At 70.8% G+C, this 22,244-nt stretch carries 22 protein-coding genes; 13 read left to right on the forward strand and 9 right to left on the reverse strand.

Translation table 11 applies throughout. The features are described 5' to 3' along the window. Positions 1-111 precede the first annotated feature (111 nt). The gene (locus ABEB12_RS33800) at positions 112-984 is read left to right on the forward strand and encodes an alpha/beta fold hydrolase (RefSeq protein WP_185063810.1); all 873 of its coding nucleotides are present in this window, start codon (positions 112-114) and stop codon (positions 982-984) included. 44 nt (positions 985-1,028) lie between these two features. Here the strand turns inward: ABEB12_RS33800 and ABEB12_RS33805 are convergent, their stop codons facing one another. The 3 genes from ABEB12_RS33805 to ABEB12_RS33815 all read right to left on the reverse strand — a co-directional run bounded on the left by ABEB12_RS33805 (position 1,029) and on the right by ABEB12_RS33815 (position 3,462). Next, positions 1,029-2,357: a DNA polymerase IV gene (locus tag ABEB12_RS33805; RefSeq protein WP_185063809.1), complete on the reverse strand. Its 1,329-nt coding sequence runs from the start codon at positions 2,355-2,357 to the stop codon at positions 1,029-1,031. A gap of 161 nt (positions 2,358-2,518) precedes the next feature. Further along, the gene (locus tag ABEB12_RS33810) at positions 2,519-2,833 is read right to left on the reverse strand and encodes a hypothetical protein (RefSeq protein WP_185063808.1); all 315 of its coding nucleotides are present in this window, start codon (positions 2,831-2,833) and stop codon (positions 2,519-2,521) included. Continuing rightward, complete coding sequence (locus ABEB12_RS33815; RefSeq protein ID WP_185063807.1) at positions 2,833-3,462, reverse strand: AAA family ATPase; 630 nt, start codon at positions 3,460-3,462, stop codon at positions 2,833-2,835. The genes ABEB12_RS33810 and ABEB12_RS33815 overlap by 1 nt, the downstream gene beginning before the upstream one ends. A gap of 225 nt (positions 3,463-3,687) precedes the next feature. Here ABEB12_RS33815 and ABEB12_RS33820 point away from each other — a divergent pair, with 225 nt between their 5' ends. Beyond that, on the forward strand, positions 3,688-4,362 hold the full coding sequence (locus ABEB12_RS33820; RefSeq protein WP_185063806.1) for a class I SAM-dependent methyltransferase: 675 nt from the start codon (positions 3,688-3,690) through the stop codon (positions 4,360-4,362). Between the two features lie 73 nt (positions 4,363-4,435). Here ABEB12_RS33820 and ABEB12_RS33825 read toward each other — a convergent pair whose 3' ends face one another. From ABEB12_RS33825 to ABEB12_RS33835, 3 genes are all read right to left on the reverse strand, one after another. Continuing rightward, positions 4,436-6,112: an AMP-binding protein gene (locus ABEB12_RS33825; RefSeq protein WP_185063805.1), complete on the reverse strand. Its 1,677-nt coding sequence runs from the start codon at positions 6,110-6,112 to the stop codon at positions 4,436-4,438. Between the two features lie 14 nt (positions 6,113-6,126). After that, positions 6,127-7,080, reverse strand: a complete 954-nt coding sequence (locus ABEB12_RS33830) for a cyclase family protein (protein ID WP_185063804.1) — start codon at positions 7,078-7,080, stop codon at positions 6,127-6,129. 189 nt (positions 7,081-7,269) lie between these two features. Next, on the reverse strand, positions 7,270-7,587 hold the full coding sequence (locus ABEB12_RS33835) for a hypothetical protein (RefSeq protein ID WP_185063803.1): 318 nt from the start codon (positions 7,585-7,587) through the stop codon (positions 7,270-7,272). Between the two features lie 482 nt (positions 7,588-8,069). On the opposite strand from ABEB12_RS33835, the gene ABEB12_RS33840 reads away from it, so the two are divergent. Both ABEB12_RS33840 and ABEB12_RS33845 read left to right on the forward strand, forming a co-directional pair. Then, positions 8,070-8,306 carry an FmdB family zinc ribbon protein gene (locus ABEB12_RS33840; RefSeq protein ID WP_185063802.1) on the forward strand — a complete coding sequence of 79 codons (237 nt, stop codon included), beginning with the start codon at positions 8,070-8,072 and terminating at the stop codon, positions 8,304-8,306. Positions 8,307-8,481: 175 nt separating this feature from the next. Further along, the gene (locus ABEB12_RS33845) at positions 8,482-9,453 is read left to right on the forward strand and encodes a glycoside hydrolase family 43 protein (protein WP_345703383.1); all 972 of its coding nucleotides are present in this window, start codon (positions 8,482-8,484) and stop codon (positions 9,451-9,453) included. A 102-nt stretch (positions 9,454-9,555) separates the two neighbouring features. Here ABEB12_RS33845 and ABEB12_RS33850 read toward each other — a convergent pair whose 3' ends face one another. Next, positions 9,556-10,521 carry a right-handed parallel beta-helix repeat-containing protein gene (locus ABEB12_RS33850; RefSeq protein WP_185063800.1) on the reverse strand — a complete coding sequence of 322 codons (966 nt, stop codon included), beginning with the start codon at positions 10,519-10,521 and terminating at the stop codon, positions 9,556-9,558. A 116-nt stretch (positions 10,522-10,637) separates the two neighbouring features. Between ABEB12_RS33850 and ABEB12_RS33855 the strand changes: the two genes are divergently transcribed. Together ABEB12_RS33855 and ku are read left to right on the forward strand one after the other, a co-directional pair. After that, positions 10,638-11,804: a hypothetical protein gene (locus ABEB12_RS33855; RefSeq protein WP_185063799.1), complete on the forward strand. Its 1,167-nt coding sequence runs from the start codon at positions 10,638-10,640 to the stop codon at positions 11,802-11,804. Positions 11,805-11,813: 9 nt separating this feature from the next. Next, positions 11,814-12,611: a non-homologous end joining protein Ku gene (gene ku, locus ABEB12_RS33860; protein ID WP_185063798.1), complete on the forward strand. Its 798-nt coding sequence runs from the start codon at positions 11,814-11,816 to the stop codon at positions 12,609-12,611. Positions 12,612-12,976: 365 nt separating this feature from the next. On the opposite strand, the gene ABEB12_RS33865 is transcribed toward ku, so the two are convergent. Continuing rightward, positions 12,977-13,957, reverse strand: coding sequence for a nitronate monooxygenase (locus ABEB12_RS33865; RefSeq protein WP_185063797.1), 981 nt, complete (start codon positions 13,955-13,957; stop codon positions 12,977-12,979). A 110-nt stretch (positions 13,958-14,067) separates the two neighbouring features. Here ABEB12_RS33865 and ABEB12_RS33870 point away from each other — a divergent pair, with 110 nt between their 5' ends. The 3 genes from ABEB12_RS33870 to ABEB12_RS33880 are packed head-to-tail and all read left to right on the forward strand — an operon-like array spanning position 14,068 to position 16,543. Further along, a complete protein-coding gene (locus ABEB12_RS33870) occupies positions 14,068-14,844 on the forward strand; it encodes a hypothetical protein (protein ID WP_185063796.1) in 777 nt (258 codons plus the stop codon). A 51-nt stretch (positions 14,845-14,895) separates the two neighbouring features. Beyond that, the gene (locus ABEB12_RS33875; protein ID WP_185063795.1) at positions 14,896-15,966 is read left to right on the forward strand and encodes a nitrilase-related carbon-nitrogen hydrolase; all 1,071 of its coding nucleotides are present in this window, start codon (positions 14,896-14,898) and stop codon (positions 15,964-15,966) included. Between the two features lie 58 nt (positions 15,967-16,024). Next, positions 16,025-16,543 carry a monooxygenase family protein gene (locus ABEB12_RS33880; protein ID WP_185063794.1) on the forward strand — a complete coding sequence of 173 codons (519 nt, stop codon included), beginning with the start codon at positions 16,025-16,027 and terminating at the stop codon, positions 16,541-16,543. 1 nt (position 16,544) lies between these two features. On the opposite strand, the gene ABEB12_RS33885 is transcribed toward ABEB12_RS33880, so the two are convergent. Next, entirely contained in the window at positions 16,545-17,306 is a 762-nt protein-coding gene (locus tag ABEB12_RS33885) for a GntR family transcriptional regulator (RefSeq protein ID WP_345703377.1), read from the reverse strand. A gap of 130 nt (positions 17,307-17,436) precedes the next feature. On the opposite strand from ABEB12_RS33885, the gene iolC reads away from it, so the two are divergent. From iolC to iolD, 4 genes are read left to right on the forward strand one after another with little or no spacing between them, the layout of a single operon-like run. Then, on the forward strand, positions 17,437-18,384 hold the full coding sequence (iolC, locus tag ABEB12_RS33890) for a 5-dehydro-2-deoxygluconokinase (RefSeq protein WP_221498471.1): 948 nt from the start codon (positions 17,437-17,439) through the stop codon (positions 18,382-18,384). After that, positions 18,377-19,264: a Cgl0159 family (beta/alpha)8-fold protein gene (locus tag ABEB12_RS33895; protein ID WP_185063793.1), complete on the forward strand. Its 888-nt coding sequence runs from the start codon at positions 18,377-18,379 to the stop codon at positions 19,262-19,264. The genes iolC and ABEB12_RS33895 overlap by 8 nt, the downstream gene beginning before the upstream one ends. Next, on the forward strand, positions 19,261-20,139 hold the full coding sequence (gene iolB, locus ABEB12_RS33900; protein WP_185063792.1) for a 5-deoxy-glucuronate isomerase: 879 nt from the start codon (positions 19,261-19,263) through the stop codon (positions 20,137-20,139). Before ABEB12_RS33895 ends, iolB begins: the two co-directional genes overlap by 4 nt. Beyond that, on the forward strand, positions 20,136-22,238 hold the full coding sequence (gene iolD / locus ABEB12_RS33905) for a 3D-(3,5/4)-trihydroxycyclohexane-1,2-dione acylhydrolase (decyclizing) (RefSeq protein WP_185063791.1): 2,103 nt from the start codon (positions 20,136-20,138) through the stop codon (positions 22,236-22,238). The genes iolB and iolD overlap by 4 nt, the downstream gene beginning before the upstream one ends. The last annotated feature ends 6 nt before the right edge of the window (positions 22,239-22,244 follow it).

A 22,244-nucleotide genomic window follows, 5' to 3' on the forward strand; every position in this document is an offset into this window, starting at 1 on the left:
GTCCCGGCGGGCGATCACCACCGCACAACGGAGGGTCACGCGGTAGCGTGCCGGGGGAGATCGTCCTTTCGTTTCGTCTCGTTTCGTCTCGTTTCGTCGAGGAGCCGCCGGATGAGTCCCACCACCATTCAGTACGACTCGGCCGGCGGCGTGCGGATCACCGCCTACCGCTGGGACCCGAACGGCCCGGCGCGCGGGATCGTCCAGCTCACCCATGGCATGGGCGAGCACGTGCTGCGCTACGACGCGCTGGCCGGCGTGCTGAACGAGGCCGGCCTGGTGGTGTACGGCCAGGACCACCGGGGCCACGGCGCCACGGCGGGCTCCCCCGAGCGCCACGGGGTGCTCGGCGAGAACGGCTGGGTGGAGCTGGTCCGGGACATCGGCCGGCTCACCGACGTGGTGCGCACCGACCAGCCGCTGCTGCCGTTGGCGCTGATCGGGCACAGCATGGGTTCCTTCGCGGTGCAGCAGTACCTGCTGGACCACAGCACCAGGGTGGACGCGGCGGTGCTGTCCGGCACGGCGGCGATCGACCTGCTCGCGCCGGGACTGAACTTGGAAGAGCCCATCGACCTGTCCGCGTTCAACGCCCCGTTCGCCCCGGCGCGCACCGACTTCGACTGGCTGTCGCGGGACGAGGCACAGGTGGACCTGTACGTGGCCGACCCCGACTGCGGGTTCGGCCTGGACACGCCGTCCGGCAAATCGATGTTCGCCGAGGCTTCCCGGCCCGCCGATCCCGCTGCCGCCGCGGCGGTGCGGTCCGACCTGCCGGTGTACGTGGTGGTCGGCGACGCCGACCCGCTCGGCGGCGGCATGGCGCTGGTCGACCCGGTGGTCGCGCGCTACCGGGAGGCGGGCCTGACCGACGTCACCCTGCGCGCCTACCCCGGCGGCCGCCACGAGATCTTCAACGAAACCAACCGCGACGAAGTCTTCGCCGACCTCCTAACCTGGCTCCGCCGAGTCCTCTCCCTCTAACCCCCACCGCGCTCGCACTCCCCGGCCGGCCCGCCGGTGCGGGGTCAGTCGAGGCTGGCGAGGGGGTCGGCGCGGGTGAGTGCCGGGTCGTCGACCGCCAGGGTGCGGGCCTGGCCCGGGCCGGTGTTCCGGGTCTCGAACCGGACGGTCACCCGGCCGTGCCCGCTGCCCTGCACCCAGCCGTGTCCGTGTTCGGTGTGCCGCACGTCGTCCCCGGCGCGCCAGGCCCGCTCGGGGACCTGGTGGTCCACCGGTCCCGGCGGCTCAGCGGGTTCGGCGCTTCTTGCGTTCGCCTCGTCCGCTTCCTCCGTCCCGTCCTCGAACAGGGGTGGCTGCACGAAGTCGGTGAGCCCGGACAGCGAGACACCGATCAGCCGAACCCCCGAGTCCGGCAGCGCGCCATCGGTCAGCCGGCGCGCGGTGGCGGCCAGCGTGGCCAGGTTGGTGCTGGCCGTGGGGGTGGTCGCGGACCGGCTCTTGGTGGCGAAGTCGGCGCCCCGGATCTTCACCGTGACCGTGCGCGCGGCCCGCCCCGAGGCGACCAGGCGCCGGTGCGCGTGCGCGGCCATCTCGGCCACCGCGCGGCGCACCGCCTCCACGTCGGAGAGGTCCGCGTCGAAAGTGGTCTCCGCGCTCACCTGTTTCGCCTCGCCCCGCTGCGCCACCGGGCGGTGGTCCACGCCCTGCGCGAGGCCGTGCAGTTCGGTGCCGATGGCGTTGCCGATCAGCGCGGTCACCTCGGGCAGGGTGAGTGCGGCGAACTTGCCGATGGTGTCCACGCCGGCCCGGCGCAGGGTCGTCTCGGCGACCGGCCCCACGCCCCAGAGCTTGCGCACCGGCAGCGGCGCGAGCAGGTCTTTCTCCGTGCCCTGCGGCACCACTTTGATCCCGTCCGGCTTGGCCATGGTCGACGCGATCTTGGCCAGCTGCTTGCCCGAGCCGGCGCCGACCGAGGCGGTCAGCCCGGTGCTCGCGCGGATGTCCGCGCGCAGCCGTTCGGCGGACTCCAACACCTCGTCGGGGCCGGCGCCGAACAGGCCCGACGGCTCCACGAATGCCTCGTCGATGGAGATCTGCTCCATCGCGCCGTCGATCCGCCGCACGACGTCGAACACCCGCTCGGACAGCACCCGGTAAACCGCCAGCCGCGGCGGCAACACCACGGCGGCCGGCACCAACCGCCGCGCCCGCGACATCGGCATCGCGGAATGCGCGCCGTGCACCCTGGCCTGGTAGCTCGCGCCGGCCACCACCGACCTCGGCCCCAGCCCTCCGACCAGGACCGCCCGCCCGGCCAGCGTCGGCCGGGTCAGCTGCTCCACCGACGCGAAAAACGCATCCAGGTCCAGGTGGAGCACCCAGCGACCCGCCACGACCTCACGCTACCCGCACCCCCCGACAACCCCACCCCCCTTCCCCACCCCGCGAGTCGGGGATTCGGGCACGGTGAGTCGGGGATTCAGGTACGGCCGGAGCGGGTGTGGCGAAACCGCCGACTCGCGGGGATGAGAGTGCCGACTCGCGGGAGAGGGGGTTAGTGGCGGCGGCGGGAGCCGCCGGTGCGGTTGAGTTCGGTGCGGACGGCTTCGGCCACGGCGGGGTCGGTGCGCATCAGGGAGAGCAGCGCGCGGAACACCTCAGCGCCGGCGACCAGGGGCAGGTCAAGGTCGGCGGATGTCTGCGCGCACCACTGGCGCAGGGCCTTGTGCTCCATCGGGGAGAGCTCCACGGTCACCCGGACCGGCCTGGTCCGGGGGGCGCGGGCGGCGGCCTCCGGGTCGGCCGGCGCCGTGCCGCCGGCCACGGCGGCGGCCCGGGCGGCCAGGTCGGCGCGGCGGTCGGGGGCCATCAGGTCCAGCCCCGCAGAAGCTCGTCGGCGGCGGTGCCGTACGGCACGTCGTGGTCCGGGATGCCCGCGCCGAACGCCTGCGCGTACCGCTCCAGGCGGGGCACGGTGGCGTAGAGCACCCGGCGTCCCTGCCCCTCGAGGATCTCGCGCACGGTCTCGGTGCTGGTCGCGTGGGCCACGGTCCGGGTGAGCAGCACGGCCACGGTGGGATCCTCCTCCCGGTGACCGGCGGCATCCTCGAGGGCCTTGAACACCGGCCCGACCCGGTCCAGCTCCATCATCGTGGGCGCGATCGGAACCAGCACGTCGGTGGCCACGCGGAGGGTGGCGGACACGATGCCGTCCCGCTCCTCCAGCGGCGGCGTATCGATCACCACGGTGTCCCAGCGCTCCGGGTCGACCACGCCCCAGAGCTGCCGGTGCAGCGCCGTGGAGGCCAGGCCCATCGCCGGGACCGGCCATCCGGCGAGCCCGTGCCAGCGCAGCGCCGACCCCTGCGGATCGGCATCCACCAGCACCACCTTCCGCCCGCGCTCGTGGAACGCGTGCGCCAGGAAGGCCGCCGAGGTGGTCTTGGCGCTACCGCCCTTCAGGTTGGCGATCGTCACCACTCGGATGCCGGGGGTCATGATCAGAGGCTATCTCCTGGGACGGCTCGCGGCGCTGGTCCATCCGGGCGCCGAAACACCCGGACCGGTAACCCGTTTCCCGCGTGTTGCGCCGAATGCCCTGTTCGAGCGGCCGCCGTTGCTAGCCTTGCGCCCGATTCCAGCGGGGGTGTCATGGAGACTGGGACCGATCGGGCGGCGAACGGCCGGAAGAGGCCGGACGGTGTCGCGACAACCCAGGTCACGGTGAGCGCGCACATCGGCACCAACGCCGATGTCTTCCCGTTGATCCTGGACCTGCACGTCCCCCCGGGTTCCCGGGTGGCCGACGTGACCTGGGGCAAGGGTGCGTTCTGGCGCAAGGTCCGCCAGGACGGCTACCGCGTGCTCGGCACCGACCTGCAGACCGGCGTGGACTGCCGCGACCTGCCCTACCCGGACGGCGGGCTGGACTGCGTGGTGCTCGACCCGCCGTACATGGAGGGCCTGTTCCGCCGGTCCGAGACGCACCTGGCCGGGGCGGGCTCGCACGCGCCGTTCCGGGCCAGCTACTCCGCGGGCCAGGCGACCGCTCCGGTGGACGGGGCGCCCCGCTACCACGAAGCGGTGATCGACCTGTACCTGCGCGCCGGCGCCGAGGCCCGGCGGGTGCTGCGCAACCACGGCGTGTTCATCGTCAAGTGCCAGGACGAGGTGAGCGCCAACCGGCAGCGGCTCACCCACGTCGAGCTGATCAACGCCTACACGGCGGACGGCTTCTACTGCAAGGACCTGTTCGTGGTGGTGCGGCCGAACCGGCCGGTGGTGGCCCGGCTGCTCCGCCAGGAGCACGCGCGCAAGAACCACTCGTACTTCCTGGTGTTCATCAAGCTGGACCCCGAGCACCCGAACCGCCTGCGCGCGCCGGCCTCCCGGTCCTGAGGCCCGAGTCCGCGAGGCGAGGGGACGGCCGGCGACATCGTCGGCACCGGCCGTCCTTTATTCGCCGCGCGGATCAACCGGCGGCAGCCCGGTCGCGCAACTCCCGGCGCAGGATCTTCCCGGTGGTGGTCTTGGGCAGCTCATCCAGGAACTCGATGGAACGCGGGTACTTGTAGGCGGCCATCTGGCCCTTGCAGTACTCGATCAGCTCGGCCGCGGTCACCTCGGCGTCCGGGCGCAGCGAGACGTAGGCCCGCACGCTCTCGCCCCGGTATGCATCGGGTATACCGACCACGGCGGCCTCCAGCACGTCCGGGTGGCCGTAGAGCACGTCCTCCACCTCGCGCGGCCACACCTTGTAACCCGCCGCGTTGATCATGTCCTTCTTGCGGTCGACCAGATAGAACCAGCCGTCCGCGTCCATGAATCCGACGTCGCCGGTGCGCAGTTCGCCACCGGGCAGCGAGGTGGCCGTCGCGTCCGGCTTGTTCCAGTAGCCGGGCACCACCTGTGGCCCGCAGGTGGCGATTTCCCCGATCTCGCCGACCGGGACCTCCTCCCCCGTGTCGGAGAGGATCCGCACCACGGTGTTGAACACCGGCACGCCGACGGACAGCGCGCCGGACGCCGGGTCCACCGGGGCGTGCACCCCGGCCGGTACGGCGTGCGACGGCGAGTTGGTCTCGGTCAGCCCGTAGCAGTTGTGGATGTAGTGCCCGGTCAGGGCCTCGAACCGGTCGGTCACCGAGGGCGCGATCGGCGCGCCGCCCGAGTAGACGAGGCGGAAGGACTCGAAGTCCGACTTGGTCACCCCGGGCACCTGGGTCAGCGCGATGAACACGGTGATCGCGCCGACGGTGAACGTGGGCCGGTGCTCGCGGACGGTGTCCAGCACTACCCCCGGCTCGAACCGGTGCGCCAGCACCAGCGGGCTGGGCACCAGCAGGGCCACGCCGATGTGCCCGATCAGCCCGGTGATGTGGAACAGCGGCGCCACGCCGAGCACCGAGTCGGCCGGGGTCATGCGCATCCACTCGCGGTAGGTCTGCGAGTTGAACGACATGTTCCGGTGCGTGTTCATCGCGCCCTTGGGCACGCCCGTGGTGCCCGAGGTGTAGGTGAGCACGGCGACGTCGTCCGGGCCGGGCGGGGGCGCCGCCGGCGGCGCCCCGTCGGCGTGCTGGTCGAGCAGCTCCAGCAGGTCCAGGGTTTTGTCGGGGTGCGTCTTTACGGTTTGCGCGAACAGGCGTGGGTCGTTGCGCGTCTGCCAGTCCAGCGGAGAGCAGGTGATCACCGTGTGAACCCGGACGCCGTCGGCGTGCGCGATCACGTCCCGGGCCACCGACTCGTACAGCTCGTCCAGACAGAGCAGTGCGGTCGCCCCGGAGTCGGCGAGCAGGTAGGTCAGCTCGCGCGCCTTGTTCATCGGGTTGATCGCCACCGCCGCGCCGCCGGCCTTCCAGGCGCCGAGCAGCCCGATCACGAATGCCGGGTTGTTCTGCGTGTACACCGCGAGCCGGTCACCGGGCGCGAAGCCGTGCGCGGCCAGGCCGGCGGCCAGGGCGCCCGAAGCCCGGTCCAGGTCGGCCAGGGTGAGCACACCGTCGAAGTAGCGGATGGCCGCCGTCTGCGGTGCGCGGGCCACCGAGGCGGCGAACAGCTCCAGCATCGTCGGGTAGTCGGTGTGGATGTCCGCCGGGAGGCCGTCGTTGTAGCGGCCCAGCCATGGCCGGGCGGTATAGCTGCTCATCGGCCGGCCGTCCGCTACTTGATGGCGAGGGGGTTGACCGGTGAGCCGGTGGCTCGGTGCACCTTGAGCGGCGCGGCGGCGTAGAGGAAGGTGTAGCGGCCGTCCTCCGCGCAGCTGGCGGCGAGCTCCTCCAGGTCGCAGATCTCGGTGAGCGCGATGCCGAGGTTGCGCATCAACGCGCAGTGCAACGGCAGCGCGATGCCGGTCTCCGGCTCGTAGGTGGTCTCGTTGGCGATCGTGTCGGTCACCAGGTTCGGGATTTCCCGGTCCGCGAACCACTGGACCAGCTCGGGGCTGTAGGTGAGGCCGGGCTCGGAGAAGTTCTCGTAGAACCTCTCGCCCTCGGCGAAGAACAGCCGCAGGAAGTTGGTCCTGATCAACAGGATGTCGTGCGGCTCGATGGTGTGCCCCTGGGCGGCCGCGCACTCCTCGAGGTCGGTGTGGGAGAACGTCTCGCCCTTGTCGAGGTTCTCCTTGCCCCGGAACCGGGCCATGTCCAGCAGGACGCCCCGGCCGACCACGCCGCGCTGCGCGATGGGTTCCACGCTGGCCTTGTCCATGCCGCCGATCGTGGTGCGCGCGTCGTACCCGTTCCAGATCTTGCCGTCGTACCAGACGTGGCCGAGGGCGTCGTACTGCGTGGAACCCTGCAGGAACGCGTGGATCTTGTCGTCCGCGTAGTGCAGGCCGCCGGGGAAGTTCGGCGCATCCGCGCCGTCCCAGGCCGACTCATCGATGATCATTGTGCGCTGGGCCGGCTCACGGCCCGGCCAGACCGGGTCCCCGTTGGGATCACCGATCAGCCGCTGCAAGGTGAACACCTCGCCGGTGCGTACGTGCGACACCCCGCGCAGCACCTCGGCGGGGGTCAGGAAGTTGAGGGAACCGAGCTCGTCCTGCTCACCCCAGCGCCCCCAGTTCTTCGGCGCGTCGGCGAGCAGTTCACCCATGCTCAGCTGTTCACTCATTCGAGGAAGCCTCCCCAGACCGCGTTGTCCTTAGACCGCCTTATGACCTACTTAACTCTTTCACTAGGCGGCCGACCGCGCAGCCCGAGTGGATGCTCCAGACGGGTGGGTACGTTCTTTCCTGAGAACGCGCAAGGGGCGCCGAACCCCAGTGCAAAAGATCCGGCGCCCCCCTCACTCAGCGCGTACTCAGTTCTTCGCGCTGTTGTCCTGGTCGCACTTGCCGTTGTGCTCGTCCTCGTTGGACAGGTCCTTGGCCAGGTAGCCGACGGTGCCCTCGTAGGTCGAGTTGTTGCAGGCCTGGATCGGGATCTGCACGGCCGTGCCGTTCTGGTTGTAGTGGCCGTCCTGCTCGTTGTCGCTGGCGAACGCGAACGGGCTCAGCGCGAGCAGGCTGACGCCAGCTGCCGCCGCGACGATTGCTGCCTTCTTGTACAAAATTCCCCTCCAGTTGAAAAAGGGTGCCCAGCGTTGGGGAACGCTGCCCTCCGGAACACGGACCTTCATGATCATCGGCGATACATGCGGGGAGCCCACGCCGACGAGCACAAGGTAACTGTTATGTCACAACTCGTACACTTTTCTGGCACAAATGGGACTCAAGTGAAAGATCAAAAAGTTACTCACTCTTTCGAGTGGATCTTGATCACCGACAACTTCAGACAGTTATCAGCACTCGGCCGCCACACCATTCTGCGCGCCGTCGCGAAACCTCGCAACACTTTTCTCCGGATGTTTTTCCGGCACTTTCCCGCGGCATTGTCAATAAGCGTCCGGACGGGCGCCCGCGGGCCGTTCCTGGAGCTTTGAAAGGGTTCGGCGGACAGCCCGAGTTAATCCGGAATTCGTGCCGTCGCGGCCGTCGATGACGCCGCTGCCGGCAACGCTCGGTCAGCGGGTGACGGTATAACTCGATCAAGTGATGAGCAAGTATCGGTGCGCGACGGCGTGGCGTGGCCGCCGGCCCGCCGCTCGCCTACCATTGCGGAATGCCGCGCTACGAATTCCGCTGCCGGGAATGTGTCGGACTCGGCGAGCCGGGCGTGTTCGAGGTGAACCGCCCGATGAGCGCCGCCGGCGACCCCGCGACCTGCCCAGTCGGCCACGGCGACACGGTCAAGCTGCTGTCCGCGATCGCGCTAACCGGGAGCGGCGGCGGGTTCGGCGGAGCACCGGCGCCGGCGGCCGGGGGCGGCTGCTGCGGGGGCGCGTGCGGCTGCGGCTGATGGGGTGACGCCGGCCACGGCGGGTGGTACGCCGATCGGGCTGCCTAGCTGGTCAATCGCCCAGCGTAACCACGCGACACGCCGACCTCACCTGTTCGAGTAGGAAAACTCTGGACTGCAGGTTGAGACACGCTACTGTGTGTCCTCGATGTCTCCCTTTCTTCGCGGCAGCTGGATGCGCCTGTTGACGACCCCGCCCGTGGTGGCGGCGGTCGTTGTCGCGACGACCGCGGCCAGCACCGTGACAATTCAACCGATTATTGCCAGGGATTTCCCCGACCCGGCCCTGTTGGCCGTCGGGAATACCTATTACGCCTATTCAACGGCGAGCAATTACAATGGCAAGGTCTGGCATGTGCCGGTGCAGCGGTCGACCAAGTTGAACGGCCGCTGGACGGTGGTCAACGACGCCATGCCAGACCTGCCGAGCTGGGTCGGCAAGGACGGCGCCGGCAACGGCAACGTGTGGGCGCCCGAGGTCGCGGCGCGCAGCGACGGCACCTACATCCTGTACTTCACCGCGCGGGCGACTCCGCAGAACGTGCAGTGCATCGGGGTGGCGCTGGCCGACTCGCCGACCGGGCCGTTCCAGCAGGTGGGCGACAAGCCGCTGGTGTGCCGGCCCGAGGACATCGACTCGATCGACCCGAAGGCGTTCACCGACAGCAACGGCAAGCAGTACCTGCTCTACACCAGCGGCCGGGGCAAGGCGACCATCTGGCTGCAGCAGGTCTCCATCGACGGCATGACCCCGATCGGCTCCCGCCGGGCGCTCATCCAGTCCGACCGGCCCGAGGAAGGCAACATCGTGGAGGCGCCGACGCTGGTGCGGCAGGGCGACAACTACGTGCTCTTCTACTCGGGCAACGCGTTCAACAGCGGCAAGTACTTCGTGAACTACGCGACGTCGTCGTCGCTGGCCAGCGCGTTCGAGAAGGCACCCGGGCAGTTCCTGAGCAAGGAAACCCTGGGCGGGGCGATCACCAACCCGGGCGGGCAGGACGTGGTGCCCGGTTCCAAGAACGACTACCTGATCTTCCACGGGTACACCGCGCCCGGCCAGCGGGCAATGTTCGTCGCCCCGCTCACCTGGGACGAGAACGGCAAGCCGGTGCTGCACGTGAAGTCGGTCGTCAAGACGCCGTAGGCAGGCGCACGGGCTCGCCCGGCCGGCGCGGGCTCACGCCGCTGTACCTGAATCCCCGACTCACCGTACCCAGATCCCCGACTCGCCGGAGGGCTGTGCCGTTTAGGGGGCGCCGCCGGAGGCCGGGCCCTGGTAACCCGGCTGCGAGCTGTCGTCCATGCCGACCTCGAAGTGGACCGATCCGGCCCGGTTGTCCTTGATGACCGCGTCGGTGCTCTTGTTCTGCAGCGCCCAGGCGTGGCTGATCTTGGAGACCACCTCGTTGCCGGTGATCGTGGCGTGCCGCACGTCGTCCAGCAGCACCGCCTGGGCCGCCTTGTTCTGGCAGTAGTTGTTGCTGAACGTGATGCCGGTGGTCTCGCCCTCGCCGCTGCCGTCGCCGGCGCTGCTGTTCGGGCCCTCCACAATCAGGCAGTTGTTGTCGATCTCGGTGCAGCGGTTGCCGTCGATCAGCACGTTGTGGCTGGCCGGGCTGTCCGAGTCGGTGGCGAAGCTCTGCATACAGTCGGCATGCGAGCCGCGCTCGTTGCGGGTGTCGGTGACCGTGTTGTGCAGGATCTTGATGTTGTCGCCCCAGAACCGGATGCCGTCGCCGTCGCCCTTCTCGGGGCTGTTGATCGTGGTGTTGGTCAGGGTGATGTTGTTGCCCTTGAGCGAGGCGCCGGGCGCCTTGGGCTGGTCGGCGGTGAAGCCGTCGACCACCACGTTGTCGGCCTCCACGTCGATTCCCTTGACCGCCGTGCGGCCGTCCCCGACCACCTGGACCGGCTTGTCCGCCGAGCCACCTTTCTTGATCTTCAACCGGGAGTCGCTCAGGTCCCCGGTCACGCAGATGACGTCCCCGGCGGACGCGGAGTTCAGCGCGGACGACAGGCCGTCGGAGTCGCTGACCTGCTTGGCGCAGTCGGCCCGGGGCGGCGCGGTGGCTCCCGGAGGGCCGCTCGCCGCCGGCGGCGGCTGGTTGCCCCCGCCGCCCCGCCCGCAGCCGGCGACCACCATCACCGCGACGGCTCCGAGGCCGATACAGACGGCGGCGCGACGTTTCCACCTGCGGTTTTGTCGGTTCACCTCACCGATGCTAATCACGCCGGGACCGGCGGCGCCGGTCGTTTGAGGCGGTTCTGAGTGAACCGACAGGAGCGCCACAGCGGACACACAGTTTGCCGGCGTGACAAGCTGGTCCGGTGGATCTCGACGAGGTGGCCGACGCGCTGTACGCGCTGCCTCGCGAGGAGTTCACCCCGGCCCGTGACGCGCGGGCCAAGGAGGCCAAGGCCGGCGGGGACCGCGAGCTGGCCGGCGCGATCGGTCGGCTCCGGCGGCCGACGGTGGCCGCGTGGCTGGTCAACCGGCTCGCCCGGGACGACCCGGACCGGTTGGCCGAGCTGGCCGAGCTGGGCGGGTCCATGCGCGCGGCCCACGACCGCCTGGACGGCGCCGCGTTGCGCGAGCTCTCCGCCCAGCGCCGCACCGTGCTGACCACCCTGACCGAAGCGTCCCGCACCGCGGGCGAACGCGCCGGCGTCCCGGTCAGCGAAACGGTCACCCGCGAACTGGAGGAGATGTTCACCGCCGCCCTGGCCTCCCCCGACGCCGCCCGAGCCCTAACCCTGGGCCGCCTGACCACCCCCAAAGAACTAGCCGATGCCGCCAACCACTGGCCCAACGCTCTCCCCGTTTCCCGGCGAGTCGGCGCTCCCGGCACACCGAGTCGGCAGTCTGAGCACGCCGAGTCGACGTTCTCGGCACACCGAGTCGACGCTCCCGGCACAACGGCCACCACCGACCCGGCATCCGATGACCGTTCTCCTGCCGACGGCGTAGCGGGAGGCGACGACGTTGCGGGAGGCGACGATCTTGCGGGAGGCGACGAGGTTGCGGGAGGCGACGGCTTAGCGAAAGCCGACGGTGTTGCGAAAGCCGACGACGTTGCGGGAGCCGACGGCGTTGCGAAGGGCGGGGACGGCGCCGGACGTCGGGGCGCGGCTGCGGGCACGGCGGTCACGGAGGAACCGGCGCGACCCAGCGGGGAACCGGCGCGGCCGAGCGCGGCGGTGTTGCGCGCCCGCCGGGAGCTGGCCGAGCTGGAGACGCGCCTGGCCGACACCGAACGGCGGCACACCGAAGCCGAGGCCGACCGCGAACGGGCCGCCGGCGAGGAAGCCCAGGCCCACCGGGCGGTCGCCGACCGGCGCGCCGAGCTGATCGCGGCCGAGCAGGCCGAACGGGACGCCAGGCAACGCGCCCGCACCGCCCGCCGCACCCACGAGGACGCCGAGCGGGCGCTGCGGGACACCCGGCGCCGGGTCGCCGTCGCGCGGGAGCGGCTCACCGCACTGGACAAGGGATAGGAGAGGCGCATGCCCCGTGCGATCTGGACCGGCTCGATCTCGTTCGGGCTGGTCACCGTGCCGGTCGGACTGTACAGCGCGACCGAAGACCACACCGTGCACTTCCACCAGTACCAACGCGGCACCACGGACCGCATCCGCTACCAGCGGATCAACGAGCGCACCGGTGAGGAGGTCGCCTTCCGGGACATCGTGCGCGGGCACGAGGAGGACGGCCAGACCGTGATCATCGAGCCGGCCGAGCTGGACGAGATCGCGCCGGGGCGGTCACGGTCCATCGAGGTGATCGCGTTCGTGGACCTGGACGAGATCGACCCGATCCACTACCAGAAGACGTACTGGCTGGCTCCGGCCAAGGAGGAGAACGGCAAGGTGTACGCGCTGCTCTCGGCGGCCATGGAGTCCACCGGCCGGGTGGCCATCGCCAACTTCGTGTTGCGCGGCAAGCAGTACCTGGCGGCGGTGCGCGCCTCCGACGGCGTGCTCTCGCTGGAGACACTCTTCTACGCCGACGAGATCCGCTCGCCGCGTGAGCAGTTGGACTTCCTGCCCGAGGCCGAGCACGACGCCGACAGCCGCGAGCTGGACATGGCCCGCACGCTGATCGAGTCGATGAGCGCGCCGTGGCGGCCCGACGACTACCGGGACACCTACACCGACCGGGTCCGCCAGCTGATCGAGGACAAGCGCGCGGGCAACGAGGTGCAGGCCGCCCCGGAGGCGCCGGAGGCCACCGAGGTCACCGACCTGCTCGAGGCCCTGCGCCGCAGCGTCGAGGCCCGCCGGGCGGACACCGGAGCGGCGTAACTCAAAGCCGTTCAGCCAGCTGAAGCGATCACGTTCCGCTGAACGCGCGCACCAGCCGGCGCAACCACGAAATCCATGTCCGCCAAACTGGCGCGCGGGTTTTGACTCGATCACCACCCCGCCACCATCGGCTCACCAACGGTGAGCGCCTTTCAAGCCCCGGGGCAGCCTGGGACGGCGCGGACTCATCGAGGGGTAGCTCAGTCGCCTTTTGATCATGAATCGGGGCGACTGAGCTACCACTCGACGCGGCCTGGCCCTCAGCCATCCTCACCTGGAGTAATCAGCAGGGCGGGTGCATCGAGTGCTCGCTGAGTCCGCTCGCTTCATGCCCTCCCCCGGGTCAAGGGCTCGCCGGAGCTGGCTTAGCGGTCCGCCTCGGCGGCCAGCCGGGCGACGATCTCGGCCGCCGGGCGGATGTCGTTGACCAGCGTGCAGGACTCGCCGGCGTAGAGCGCGGTGAGCTCCAGGTCTCCGGTGAAACCACGGAGCGGCGGGAACACCGCGTACCGGGGCAGCTCCACCGACTCGCCGGCCACCGGCATGCTGCCCACCGGCTCGCCCTCACCGGGGCGCTGCCCGGACGCGGGCATACCGGCTGTCTCCCACTCGTATACAGCGCGGTTGCGCAGCACCCGGTGCGTGGCGTCCGGCCAGCCGATGTCGAACAGCTTGGTCAGGTAGGTGTCCTCGGCGGTCGCCGCGGCCACCCGTTCCCGGTAGCCGGCCTGTGACTCGTCGCTGCACAGGAACCGGGTGCCCAGGGACACCGAGGAGGCGCCCAGGGCCAGCGCGGCGGCCAGGCCCCGCCCGTCCGCCACTCCGCCGGCCGCGATCACCGGCAGCGGCGCGACCGCGTCCACCACCGCCGGGAGCAGCACGGACAGGGACGTCCGCGCGCACACGTGGCCGCCGGCCTCGACGCCCTGGATCATCACCGCGTCCACGCCGGCGGCGGCCACCCGCTGGGCGTCCTCCACCGAGCCGACCTGGGCGACCAACTTGGTCCCGGCCTCCCGCGCGCGGTCCACGTACGGCGCCGGGTCGCCCCAGAACAGCACCAGCACCGGCACCCGTTCGTCCAGGCAGCACAGGATCTGCGCCTCGTCCGCGACCATCGGCATGATGATGTTGACCCCGAACGGTGCCGCGCCGACCAGTTCCCGCGTGCGGGCGATCTCCGCGCGGATCACCGGCTCGGGCAGCCCACCCATGCCGAGCACGCCCAGGCCACCGGCACCGGTCACGGCGGCGGCCAGTTCCGAGCCGGCGATCCCGCCGCCCATCCCGGCGTTCCAGATGGGCAGCCGGTAACCCCAGGTCCGACACAGTTCGGTAGTCAGCATGAGCGTAGATAGTGGCTGCTATTACAACCGATGTCCGGTCCGCAATCCCCCATTCGGTACCTTGCTCGTTGGCTCGATTGGCAGGAGTCCCGCCCCGGAAAGGTGAGCGCGTGTCGTACGACGAGATGTTCACCGTCGCCAACTCGGCCGAACGCACCACCAAGATCGACCCGGAACCGCCGCGCAGGGACCCCCCTTACGGGCTGATCCTGCTCGGCCTGGCCGTCGTCTGTGTACTGCTTGTATGCATCCCGGTGACCCGGCTGGCCGGGCTGGTGCTTGCGCTCCTGCTCGCCATTCCGGGCGTCTACCTGTGGCTGCGCGAGCGGGACGCGGCGAAGGCCCGGGACGCCATGGCCGGCTGGGGGCCGCCGCACCAGCAACCGCACCAGCAGCCGCAGCAACAGCGCGACCCGCGCTGGGCGATCACCTCGGCGCTGGCCGTGCTGGCCGTGGCGGTGGCCGCCGGCCTGGCCGTCGGCCTGATCACCGGCGAGGGCCTGCAGCTGAGCAACGACGACGGGTCGCCGGGCTCGGGCAGCGACTTCGTCGGCCCGATCGGCGGCCCCGGCCAGCCGAGCCCGTCGCCCTCGCCGGAACCCCCGCCGTCCGCGCGGGCCACCCCCACCACCTCCGCCAAGCCGAAGCCGCCCGCCGCGAACACCAAGGCCACGCACGCGCCGAGCCGGTCGGCGTCCGTGTCCGACGAGGACCGGGACGACCAGCCGCGCCGTTCGGAGAAGCCGAAGGTGCCGGCTTGCAGCTACGGGGCGACCCGGATCGGCGGCTCCAGCGGGGTGGAGATCTGCGACAAACCCACCGAGGACGGCTACACCTGGCGGCCCGGCAACCAGGGCGACATCCCCTCGGACGACGACGACAGCTGACCGCCGCATAAACGGTATGCCCACTGTATGCAGGCCTGCCAGGCTGGACGGATGCCCGAGCGAATTGAGCCGTACACCGCCGTAGGACTCATCCCGACCGTGCGGGGCATCCGCACCCGGGCCGACATCGGCCGCAACCTGGAGCACATCGCGCACCTGTTCAAGGCCGCGTTCTGGCTGTCCAGCCTGGACCTGCCGGTGCGGCTGGTGGCCATCCCCGAGGGCGGGCTGCAGGCATTCAACGACGAGGTGCTGGACCTCGACCACGCCACGTTCGCCAACGAGTGCGCGATCGACATCCCCGGGCCGGAGACCCGCTTCCTCGGTGACCTGGCCCGGGAGTACGACACCTACGTGATGGCGCAGGCCAAGGCCCGGCACCCGGAGTTCCCGGACCGGTTCTTCAACGTCGGGTTCGCGCTAGACCCGACCGGCGAGATCGTGCTGAAGCACTACAAACTGAGCACGCTCTACCCGGTGGAGCACTCGGTCACCCCGCACGATGTGTGGGACCGCTGGGTGGAGCTGTACGGCTGCACGCTCGACGCGTTCTTCCCGGTCGCGGACACCGCCATCGGCCGGCTGGGCGTGCTGATGGCCAACGAGGGCTCCTACCCGGAGAACGCCCGCGGCCTGGCGCTGAACGGCGCCGAGGTGCTGTACCGGGCGTCCTACCCGCACCCGCACACCGGCAACGAGTTCTTCGAGATCCAGAGCCGGGCGCGGGCGCTGGACAACAACCTCTACGTGATCGCGCCGAACCTGGCCACCTACTACCTGACGCCCGAGTCCGCCGACCCGATCGACACGTTCGGCGGGCGATCCATGGTGATCGACTACAAGGGCCGGGTGGTGGGCCAGCACCTGTACGGCGCGGGCTCCTCGTACGTGGCCGGCACGGTGGACATCGGCGCGCTGCGCCACTTCCGCACCCACGCGCAGTGGGACAACTGGGCCAAGGACCTGCGCACCGAGCTCTACCAGCTGGTTTACGCCGACCCGATCTACCCGAAGAACCTGTATACATCTCGTGCACCGTTCACCCACGCCGAGTTCCGCGAGCAGGTGATCCGGCCGCAGATCCAGAAGATGATCGATCGAGGCGCCTACCGCGAGTCGTAACGGCGTTATAGACTCAACCGGACTCGCTCTAGCTCGCCGCCGAGCCGAGGAGGCCGCGATGTTCGGACCGAAGGTGCTGCCCGGGCGCTACACCGCCGATCTGGGCGAAGAGGGCGTCGTCCTGGTCCTGATCGGCATGCGGTTCAACCACTGGTGGCGGGTGGACAAGTGGTGGTTCGTCTTCCGCGCGATGTTCGCCAGCCTGCGTCACCTGGCCACGCACGAGGAGGGCCTGCTGGCCAATCACACCTGGTTCGGCCGGACCACGCTGATGGTGCAGTACTGGCGCAGCATGGAGGAACTGCAGGCGTTCGCCGCCAACCCGGACGCCCCGCACCTGGCCGCGTGGCGCCGCTATGCGCGCAAGATCGGCGACGACGGAACCGTCGGCGCCTACCACGAGGCGTACCGCGTCCGCCCCGGCGGCACCGACGTCGTCTACGTGAACATGCCCGCGTTCGGCCTGGGCGGGGTCAACGAGCCGGTGAAGGTGGACGCCGGCCGCAACACCGCCCGCCAACGCGTCGCCTACCGCTCGTCTCCCACCTCAGACGATTCGGTCACTTCCGCGGGCTGAGTCAGGTGGTGAGGGTGAGTTCGAAGGAGTAGCGGCCGGCGCGGTAGAGGTGCGAGCCGTACTCGACCGCGCGGCCTTCGGCGTCCCAGGCCGTGCGGGTCATGGTGAGCATGGGGGCGCCGCGGCGCTCGCCGAGCAGCTTGGCCTCCTGGGCGGTCGCGGCCTTCGCGCCGACCGTCTGGTTGGCCATTCTCGGGTGGTGGCCGGCGGCCCGCAGCAGCTGGTAGAGGCCGCGTTCGGCCAGGTCGGCGCGGGTGAGCCGGAGCACGTCGACCGGAACCGCGTTGTGCATCAGGGCCAGCGGTTCGCCGTCCGAGTAGCGCAGCCGCTCCATCCAGGTGATCTCCGTGCCGAACGGGATGCCGAGCGCCTCCGCGATGGCGTCCGGGGCCGGGCGGATCTCCAGCACGGTGATCTCGGTGTGCGGCCGCTGGCCGGACTTCACCAGGTCGTCGTACAGGCTGGAGAGCTCCACCGGGCGGCGCAGCTTCGGTTGCACAATCTGTGTACCGACGCCGCGCTTGCGCACCAGCATGCCCCGGTCCACCAGGTAGCCGATCGCCCGGCGCATGGTCGGTCGGGAGACGCCCAGCCGGTCGGCCAGCTCGACCTCGTTCTCCAGCCGGCCGCCCACCGGCAGCTCGCCCTCCTCGATCAGCTGCTGGATCCGACTGGCCACCTGGAAGTACAGCGGCACCGGGCTGTTGCGGTCCAGCTGCACGTCGGGGACCAGGCCCCACCGGCTCATGTTTCCGGCCAACATGCCGCTCCCCGGTTCGGTGAGTTTGTCCGAACAAAGTATGTCAGGACAAACTGTTGACTTACTGTCACCCGGAAGGGTACACATGGACGGGCCAAGCCCGCTACCAGTCAAAACGCGCGAGGACGGCGACATGTTCGAGGTGCTGACCATGGGTCGGCTCGGGGTGGACATCTACCCGCTACAGACCGGGGTGTCACTGCGCGAGGTGCGGAGCTTCGGCAAATACCTGGGCGGCACGGCCGCCAATGTGGCCGTGGCGGCGGCCCGCTACGGCCGGCGCGCCGCGCTGATCTCCCGCACCGGCGCCGACCCGTTCGGCGAGTACCTGCACGACGCGCTGCGCGGGTTCGGCGTGGACGACCGGTTCGTCACCCCGGTGTCCGCGTACCCGACGCCGGTGACGTTCTGCGAGATCTTCCCGCCGGACGACTTCCCGCTCTACTTCTACCGGCTGCCCAAGGCCCCGGACCTGGAGATCCACCCCGAGGAGCTGGACCCGGAGGCGGTCCGGGGCGCGGACATCTTCTGGGTCACCGGCACCGGGCTGTCCGCCGAACCCAGCCGGGCGGCCACGCTGTATGCACTCGGTATACGGGCCAAGCACGGCATCACCGTGCTGGACCTGGACTACCGGCCGATGTTCTGGGACTCGCGGGAGGCCGCGCGGGCCGAGTACGCGAAGGCGCTGCCGCACGTCACGGTGGCGGTGGGCAACCAGGACGAGTGCGAGACGGCGGTCGGCGTACGGGAACCACGCGCCGCGGCGGCCGCCCTGCACGAGGCCGGCGTGGAACTGGCCGTGGTCAAGCAGGGTCCGAAGGGCGTGCTGGCCTCACGGGACGGCGAGATCGTCGAGGTGCCGCCGGTGCCGGTGAACGTGGTGAACGGGCTCGGCGCGGGCGACGCCTTCGGCGGCGCGCTGTGTCACGGACTGCTCGCCGGGTGGCCGTTGGAGCGCATCATGCGGTTCGCCAACACCGCCGGCGCGATCGTGGCCGGCCGGCTGGCCTGCGCGGACGCCATGCCCGGCTACGACGAGGTGGCCGAGGCACTGAGCAGGGCAGCCGTCGATGCATGACGACCGGTGGCTGTCCGCGCTGGTGGGGACCCGGGTGCACCGGCCGGACGCGATCGCCGAGGCCGCCGCCAGGCGGCCCCGTCCCACCTCACTGCTCGGCCCGCACGGCAAGCTGATGATGATCGCCGCCGACCACCCGGCCCGGGGCGCGCTGCGCGCCGGCGACCGGGCGATGGCCATGGGCGACCGCATCGAGCTGCTGGACCGCGTCTGCGAGGCACTCTCCCGGCCCGGGGTGAACGGCGTGCTCGGCACCCCGGACATCCTGGAGGACCTGCTGCTGCTCGGCGCGCTGGACGAGAAGGTGGTCATCGGCACGATGAACCGGGGCGGCCTGGCCGGCACGTCCTTCGAGCTGGACGACCGGTTCACCGCCTACGACGCCGCCGCGCTGGCCGCCGCCCGGTTCGAGGGCGGCAAGATGCTCACCCGGATCGACCCGGCCGACCCGGCCACCGTGGCCACCCTGGCCGCCTCGGCAGAAGCGGTGAGCGAGCTCGCGGCGAATCAACTGATGGCCATGGTCGAGCCGTTCATCTCGCACCGGGTGGACGGCCGGGTGCGCAACGAGCTGACCGCCGAGGCGATGATCCGCGCCATGTCGGTGGCCGCCGGGCTGGGCACAACCTCGGCCTACACATGGCTGAAGGTGCCGATCGTGCCGGACATGGAGCGGGCGATGGCGGCGACCACGCTGCCCGCCCTGGTGCTCGGCGGCGAGGCGGCCAACGACCCCGCCGCGCACGACGCGGCGCTGGCCAACTGGGACAAGGCGCTGGCGCTGCCCACCGTGCAGGGCCTGGTGATCGGGCGCAGCCTGCTCTTTCCCCCGGGTGACGATGTTTCGGCGGCAGTGGATGCGGCGGTGAGTTTGCTGTGAGTAAGCACGTGGTCCGGCGGGGCGAGGCGGCCGAGGGGCCGTTCGAGCTGGTGATCACTCCGGAGTCGGCCGGTTGGGGGTACTCCAGCCTGCGGGTACTGGCGCTGGGAACCGACGAAACGGTCGAGTTCGAGACCGGGCCGGAGGAGATGGTGGTGCTGCCGCTGTCCGGCTCGTGCGTGATGACCTGCGACGGCGCCGAGTTCTCGCTGGCCGGCCGCCGCTCGGTGTTCTCCCGGGTGACCGACTTCGCGTACCTGCCGAGGGACGCCCGCGCGCGGGTCACCTCGGTGGGCGGGGGCCGGTTCGCGCTGCCCGGCGCGCGGTGTTCGCGCCGGCTGACGGCCCGCTACGGCCCGGCGTCCGGGGTTTCCGTGGAGCTGCGGGGCGCCGGCCAGGCCAGTCGCCAGGTGAACAACTTCTGCAATCCCGACACCTTCGACGCGGACAAGCTGATCGCGGTGGAGGTGCTCACCCCGGCCGGCAACTGGTCCTCCTTCCCTCCGCACAAGCACGACGAGCAGCGCCCCGGCGAGTCGGTGCTGGAGGAGATCTACTACTTCGAGGTCGGTGGCCCGACCGACCAAGGCGTCGGTTACCAACGGGTCTACGGCTCCGGGCCGGGCCGGGAGATCGACGTGTGCGCCGAGGTGCGGTCCGGTGACACCGTGCTCATCCCGCACGGCTGGCACGGCCCGTCCATGGCGCCGCCGGGATACCCGCTGTACTACCTGAACGTGATGGCCGGCCCCGATCCCGAGCGGGCCTGGCTGATCTGCGACGACCCGGCGCACGCCTGGGTCCGCTCCACCTGGCCGGACCAGGCCCTCGACCCCCGCCTGCCGTTGACCGGGACCGAGGAGCGGGAGTCATGAAACTCACCGTCGCCCAGGCCGCGGTCCGCTTCCTGGCCGCCCAGTACTCGGAACGGGACGGCCTGGAACACCGCCTGATCCCCGCCATGTTCGGCATCTTCGGCCACGGCAACGTCGCCGGCCTGGCCCAAGCCCTACTCGAATCCTCCGCCAGTCGGCACCCTGAGCACACCGCCGCCGGTTCCGGCGACCTGCCCTACTACCTGGCCCGCAACGAGCAGGGCATGGTGCACACCGCAGTCGGCTACGCCAAGACGCGCAACCGGCTGGCCACCCTGGCCTGCACCGCGTCCATCGGTCCCGGCTCCACCAACATGGTCACCGGGGCCGCGCTGGCCACCATCAACCGCATCCCGGTGCTGCTGCTGCCGAGTGATTTCTTCGCCACCCGGGTGGCGAACCCGGTGTTGCAGGAGCTGGAGGACCCACGCGGTTACGACGTCTCGGTGAACGACGCGTTCCGCCCGGTGTCCCGGTTCTTCGACCGGGTCAACCGGCCGGAACAGCTGCCGGCCGCGCTGCTCGGCGCCATGCGGGTGCTCACCGATCCGGCCGACACCGGCGCGGTCACCCTGGCACTGCCGCAGGACGTGCAGGCGGAGGCGTTCGACTGGCCGGAGGAGCTGTTCGCCCGCCGGGTGTGGCACATCCCGCGCCCGGTGCCCGAACCGGCCGCGCTGGCCCGCGCCGTCGCGCTGCTCCGCTCGGCGCGCCGGCCGCTGGTGATCGCCGGCGGCGGGGTGGTCTACAGCGAGGCGGGGTCCGCGTTGCGCCGGTTCACCGAGGCCACCGGCATCCCGGTGGCCGACACGCAGGCCGGTAAGGGCGCCATTCCGTGGGACCACTCGCTGTCGGTCGGCGGCATCGGCGCCACCGGTTCGCCGCTGGCCAACGAGCTGGCCCGGGAGGCCGACGTGGTGCTCGGCATCGGTACCCGGTACAGCGACTTCACCACGGCGTCGCGAACCGTGTTCGCGAACCCGGGGGTGCGGTTCGTGAACCTGAACGTGGCGCGGTTCGACGCGGCCAAGCACGCCGGAGAAATACTGGTCGCGGACGCGCGCGAGGGCCTGACCGCGCTCACAGAAACGCTGGCCGGGACGGCGCGGGCCGGGAGGGCGCCGGCCGGGAATGCGGCGGCGCTGGCCGGCAATGCGGCGACAGCGCAGGTCGGCACGGCGGCGGCGGTGCTGGCCGACAATGCGGCAGCAGCGCGGGCCGACAATGCAGCGGCGCTGGCCGACACGGCGGCGGCCGACCATGCGGCAGCGGCGCCGGCCGGCACGGCCGCGGCGGCGCTCCACACCGCGAACGCGCCGCTGGGCGTACCCGAAATCCCAACTCACCGTACCCAGATCCCCGACTCGCCGTACCCAGAATCCCGACTCGCCGGGCGACCGGGGGAGAAGCCGGGGCAGGCGGAGGTGTTGGGGGTGTTGAACGCGGCGTTGGAGCCCTCCGACGTGGTGGTGCAGGCGGCGGGGTCGATGCCGGGTGACCTGCAGCGGATGTGGCGGGCGTCGGATCCGAAGGCGTACCACGTGGAGTACGGCTACTCGTGCATGGGCTACGAGATCGCCGGCGCGCTGGGAGTGAAGCTGGCGGCGCCGGAGCGCGAGGTGTTCGCGCTGGTCGGCGACGGCTCGTACCTGATGATGGCGCAGGAGATCGTCACCGCCGTCGCGGAGAACATCAAGCTGAACATCGTGATCGTGCAGAACCACGGGTTCGCGTCGATCGGCGCGCTGTCCGAGTCGGTCGGCTCGCAGCGGTTCGGCACCGCCTACCGGTACCGGGACGCGAACACCGGTCGCCTGGACGGCGAGCGGCTGCCCGTGGACCTGGCCGCCAACGCGGCCAGCCTGGGCGCCGACGTGATCAGGGTGAGCACCATCGACGAGTTCCGGGCGGCCATCGCGCGCTCCCGGGCCGCCACCCGGACCACGGCGATCCACATCGAGACCGACCCGCTGGCCCCGTCACCCGGCTCCAACGCCTGGTGGGACGTGCCGGTGGCCGAGGTGTCCGACCTGGAGAGCACCCGGCAGGCCCGCAAGACCTACGAAGAGCAGAAGACCGCGCAGCGCCCGCTGTACTGACCGGGA

Source organism: Actinospineispora eucalypti, from assembly GCF_039543365.1.
In the GTDB taxonomy this organism is placed as follows: domain Bacteria; phylum Actinomycetota; class Actinomycetes; order Mycobacteriales; family Pseudonocardiaceae; genus Pseudonocardia; species Pseudonocardia eucalypti.

Bases quoted from the DNA above. Each gene is read 5' to 3' on its own strand.
- ABEB12_RS33800 (WP_185063810.1), top strand. From the start codon at position 112: ATGAGTCCCACCACCATTCAGTACGACTCGGCCGGCGGCGTGCGGATC.
- ABEB12_RS33810 (WP_185063808.1), bottom strand. From the start codon at position 2,833: ATGGCCCCCGACCGCCGCGCCGACCTGGCCGCCCGGGCCGCCGCCGTG.
- ABEB12_RS33815 (WP_185063807.1), bottom strand. From the start codon at position 3,462: ATGACCCCCGGCATCCGAGTGGTGACGATCGCCAACCTGAAGGGCGGT.
- ABEB12_RS33825 (WP_185063805.1), bottom strand. From the start codon at position 6,112: ATGAGCAGCTATACCGCCCGGCCATGGCTGGGCCGCTACAACGACGGC.
- ABEB12_RS33830 (WP_185063804.1), bottom strand. From the start codon at position 7,080: ATGAGTGAACAGCTGAGCATGGGTGAACTGCTCGCCGACGCGCCGAAG.
- ABEB12_RS33835 (WP_185063803.1), bottom strand. From the start codon at position 7,587: ATGAAGGTCCGTGTTCCGGAGGGCAGCGTTCCCCAACGCTGGGCACCC.
- ABEB12_RS33840 (WP_185063802.1), top strand. From the start codon at position 8,070: ATGCCGCGCTACGAATTCCGCTGCCGGGAATGTGTCGGACTCGGCGAG.
- ABEB12_RS33845 (WP_345703383.1), top strand. From the start codon at position 8,482: ATGCGCCTGTTGACGACCCCGCCCGTGGTGGCGGCGGTCGTTGTCGCG.
- ku (WP_185063798.1), top strand. From the start codon at position 11,814: ATGCCCCGTGCGATCTGGACCGGCTCGATCTCGTTCGGGCTGGTCACC.
- ABEB12_RS33865 (WP_185063797.1), bottom strand. From the start codon at position 13,957: ATGCTGACTACCGAACTGTGTCGGACCTGGGGTTACCGGCTGCCCATC.
- ABEB12_RS33875 (WP_185063795.1), top strand. From the start codon at position 14,896: ATGCCCGAGCGAATTGAGCCGTACACCGCCGTAGGACTCATCCCGACC.
- ABEB12_RS33880 (WP_185063794.1), top strand. From the start codon at position 16,025: ATGTTCGGACCGAAGGTGCTGCCCGGGCGCTACACCGCCGATCTGGGC.
- ABEB12_RS33885 (WP_345703377.1), bottom strand. From the start codon at position 17,306: ATGTTGGCCGGAAACATGAGCCGGTGGGGCCTGGTCCCCGACGTGCAG.
- iolC (WP_221498471.1), top strand. From the start codon at position 17,437: ATGTTCGAGGTGCTGACCATGGGTCGGCTCGGGGTGGACATCTACCCG.
- ABEB12_RS33895 (WP_185063793.1), top strand. From the start codon at position 18,377: ATGCATGACGACCGGTGGCTGTCCGCGCTGGTGGGGACCCGGGTGCAC.
- iolD (WP_185063791.1), top strand. From the start codon at position 20,136: ATGAAACTCACCGTCGCCCAGGCCGCGGTCCGCTTCCTGGCCGCCCAG.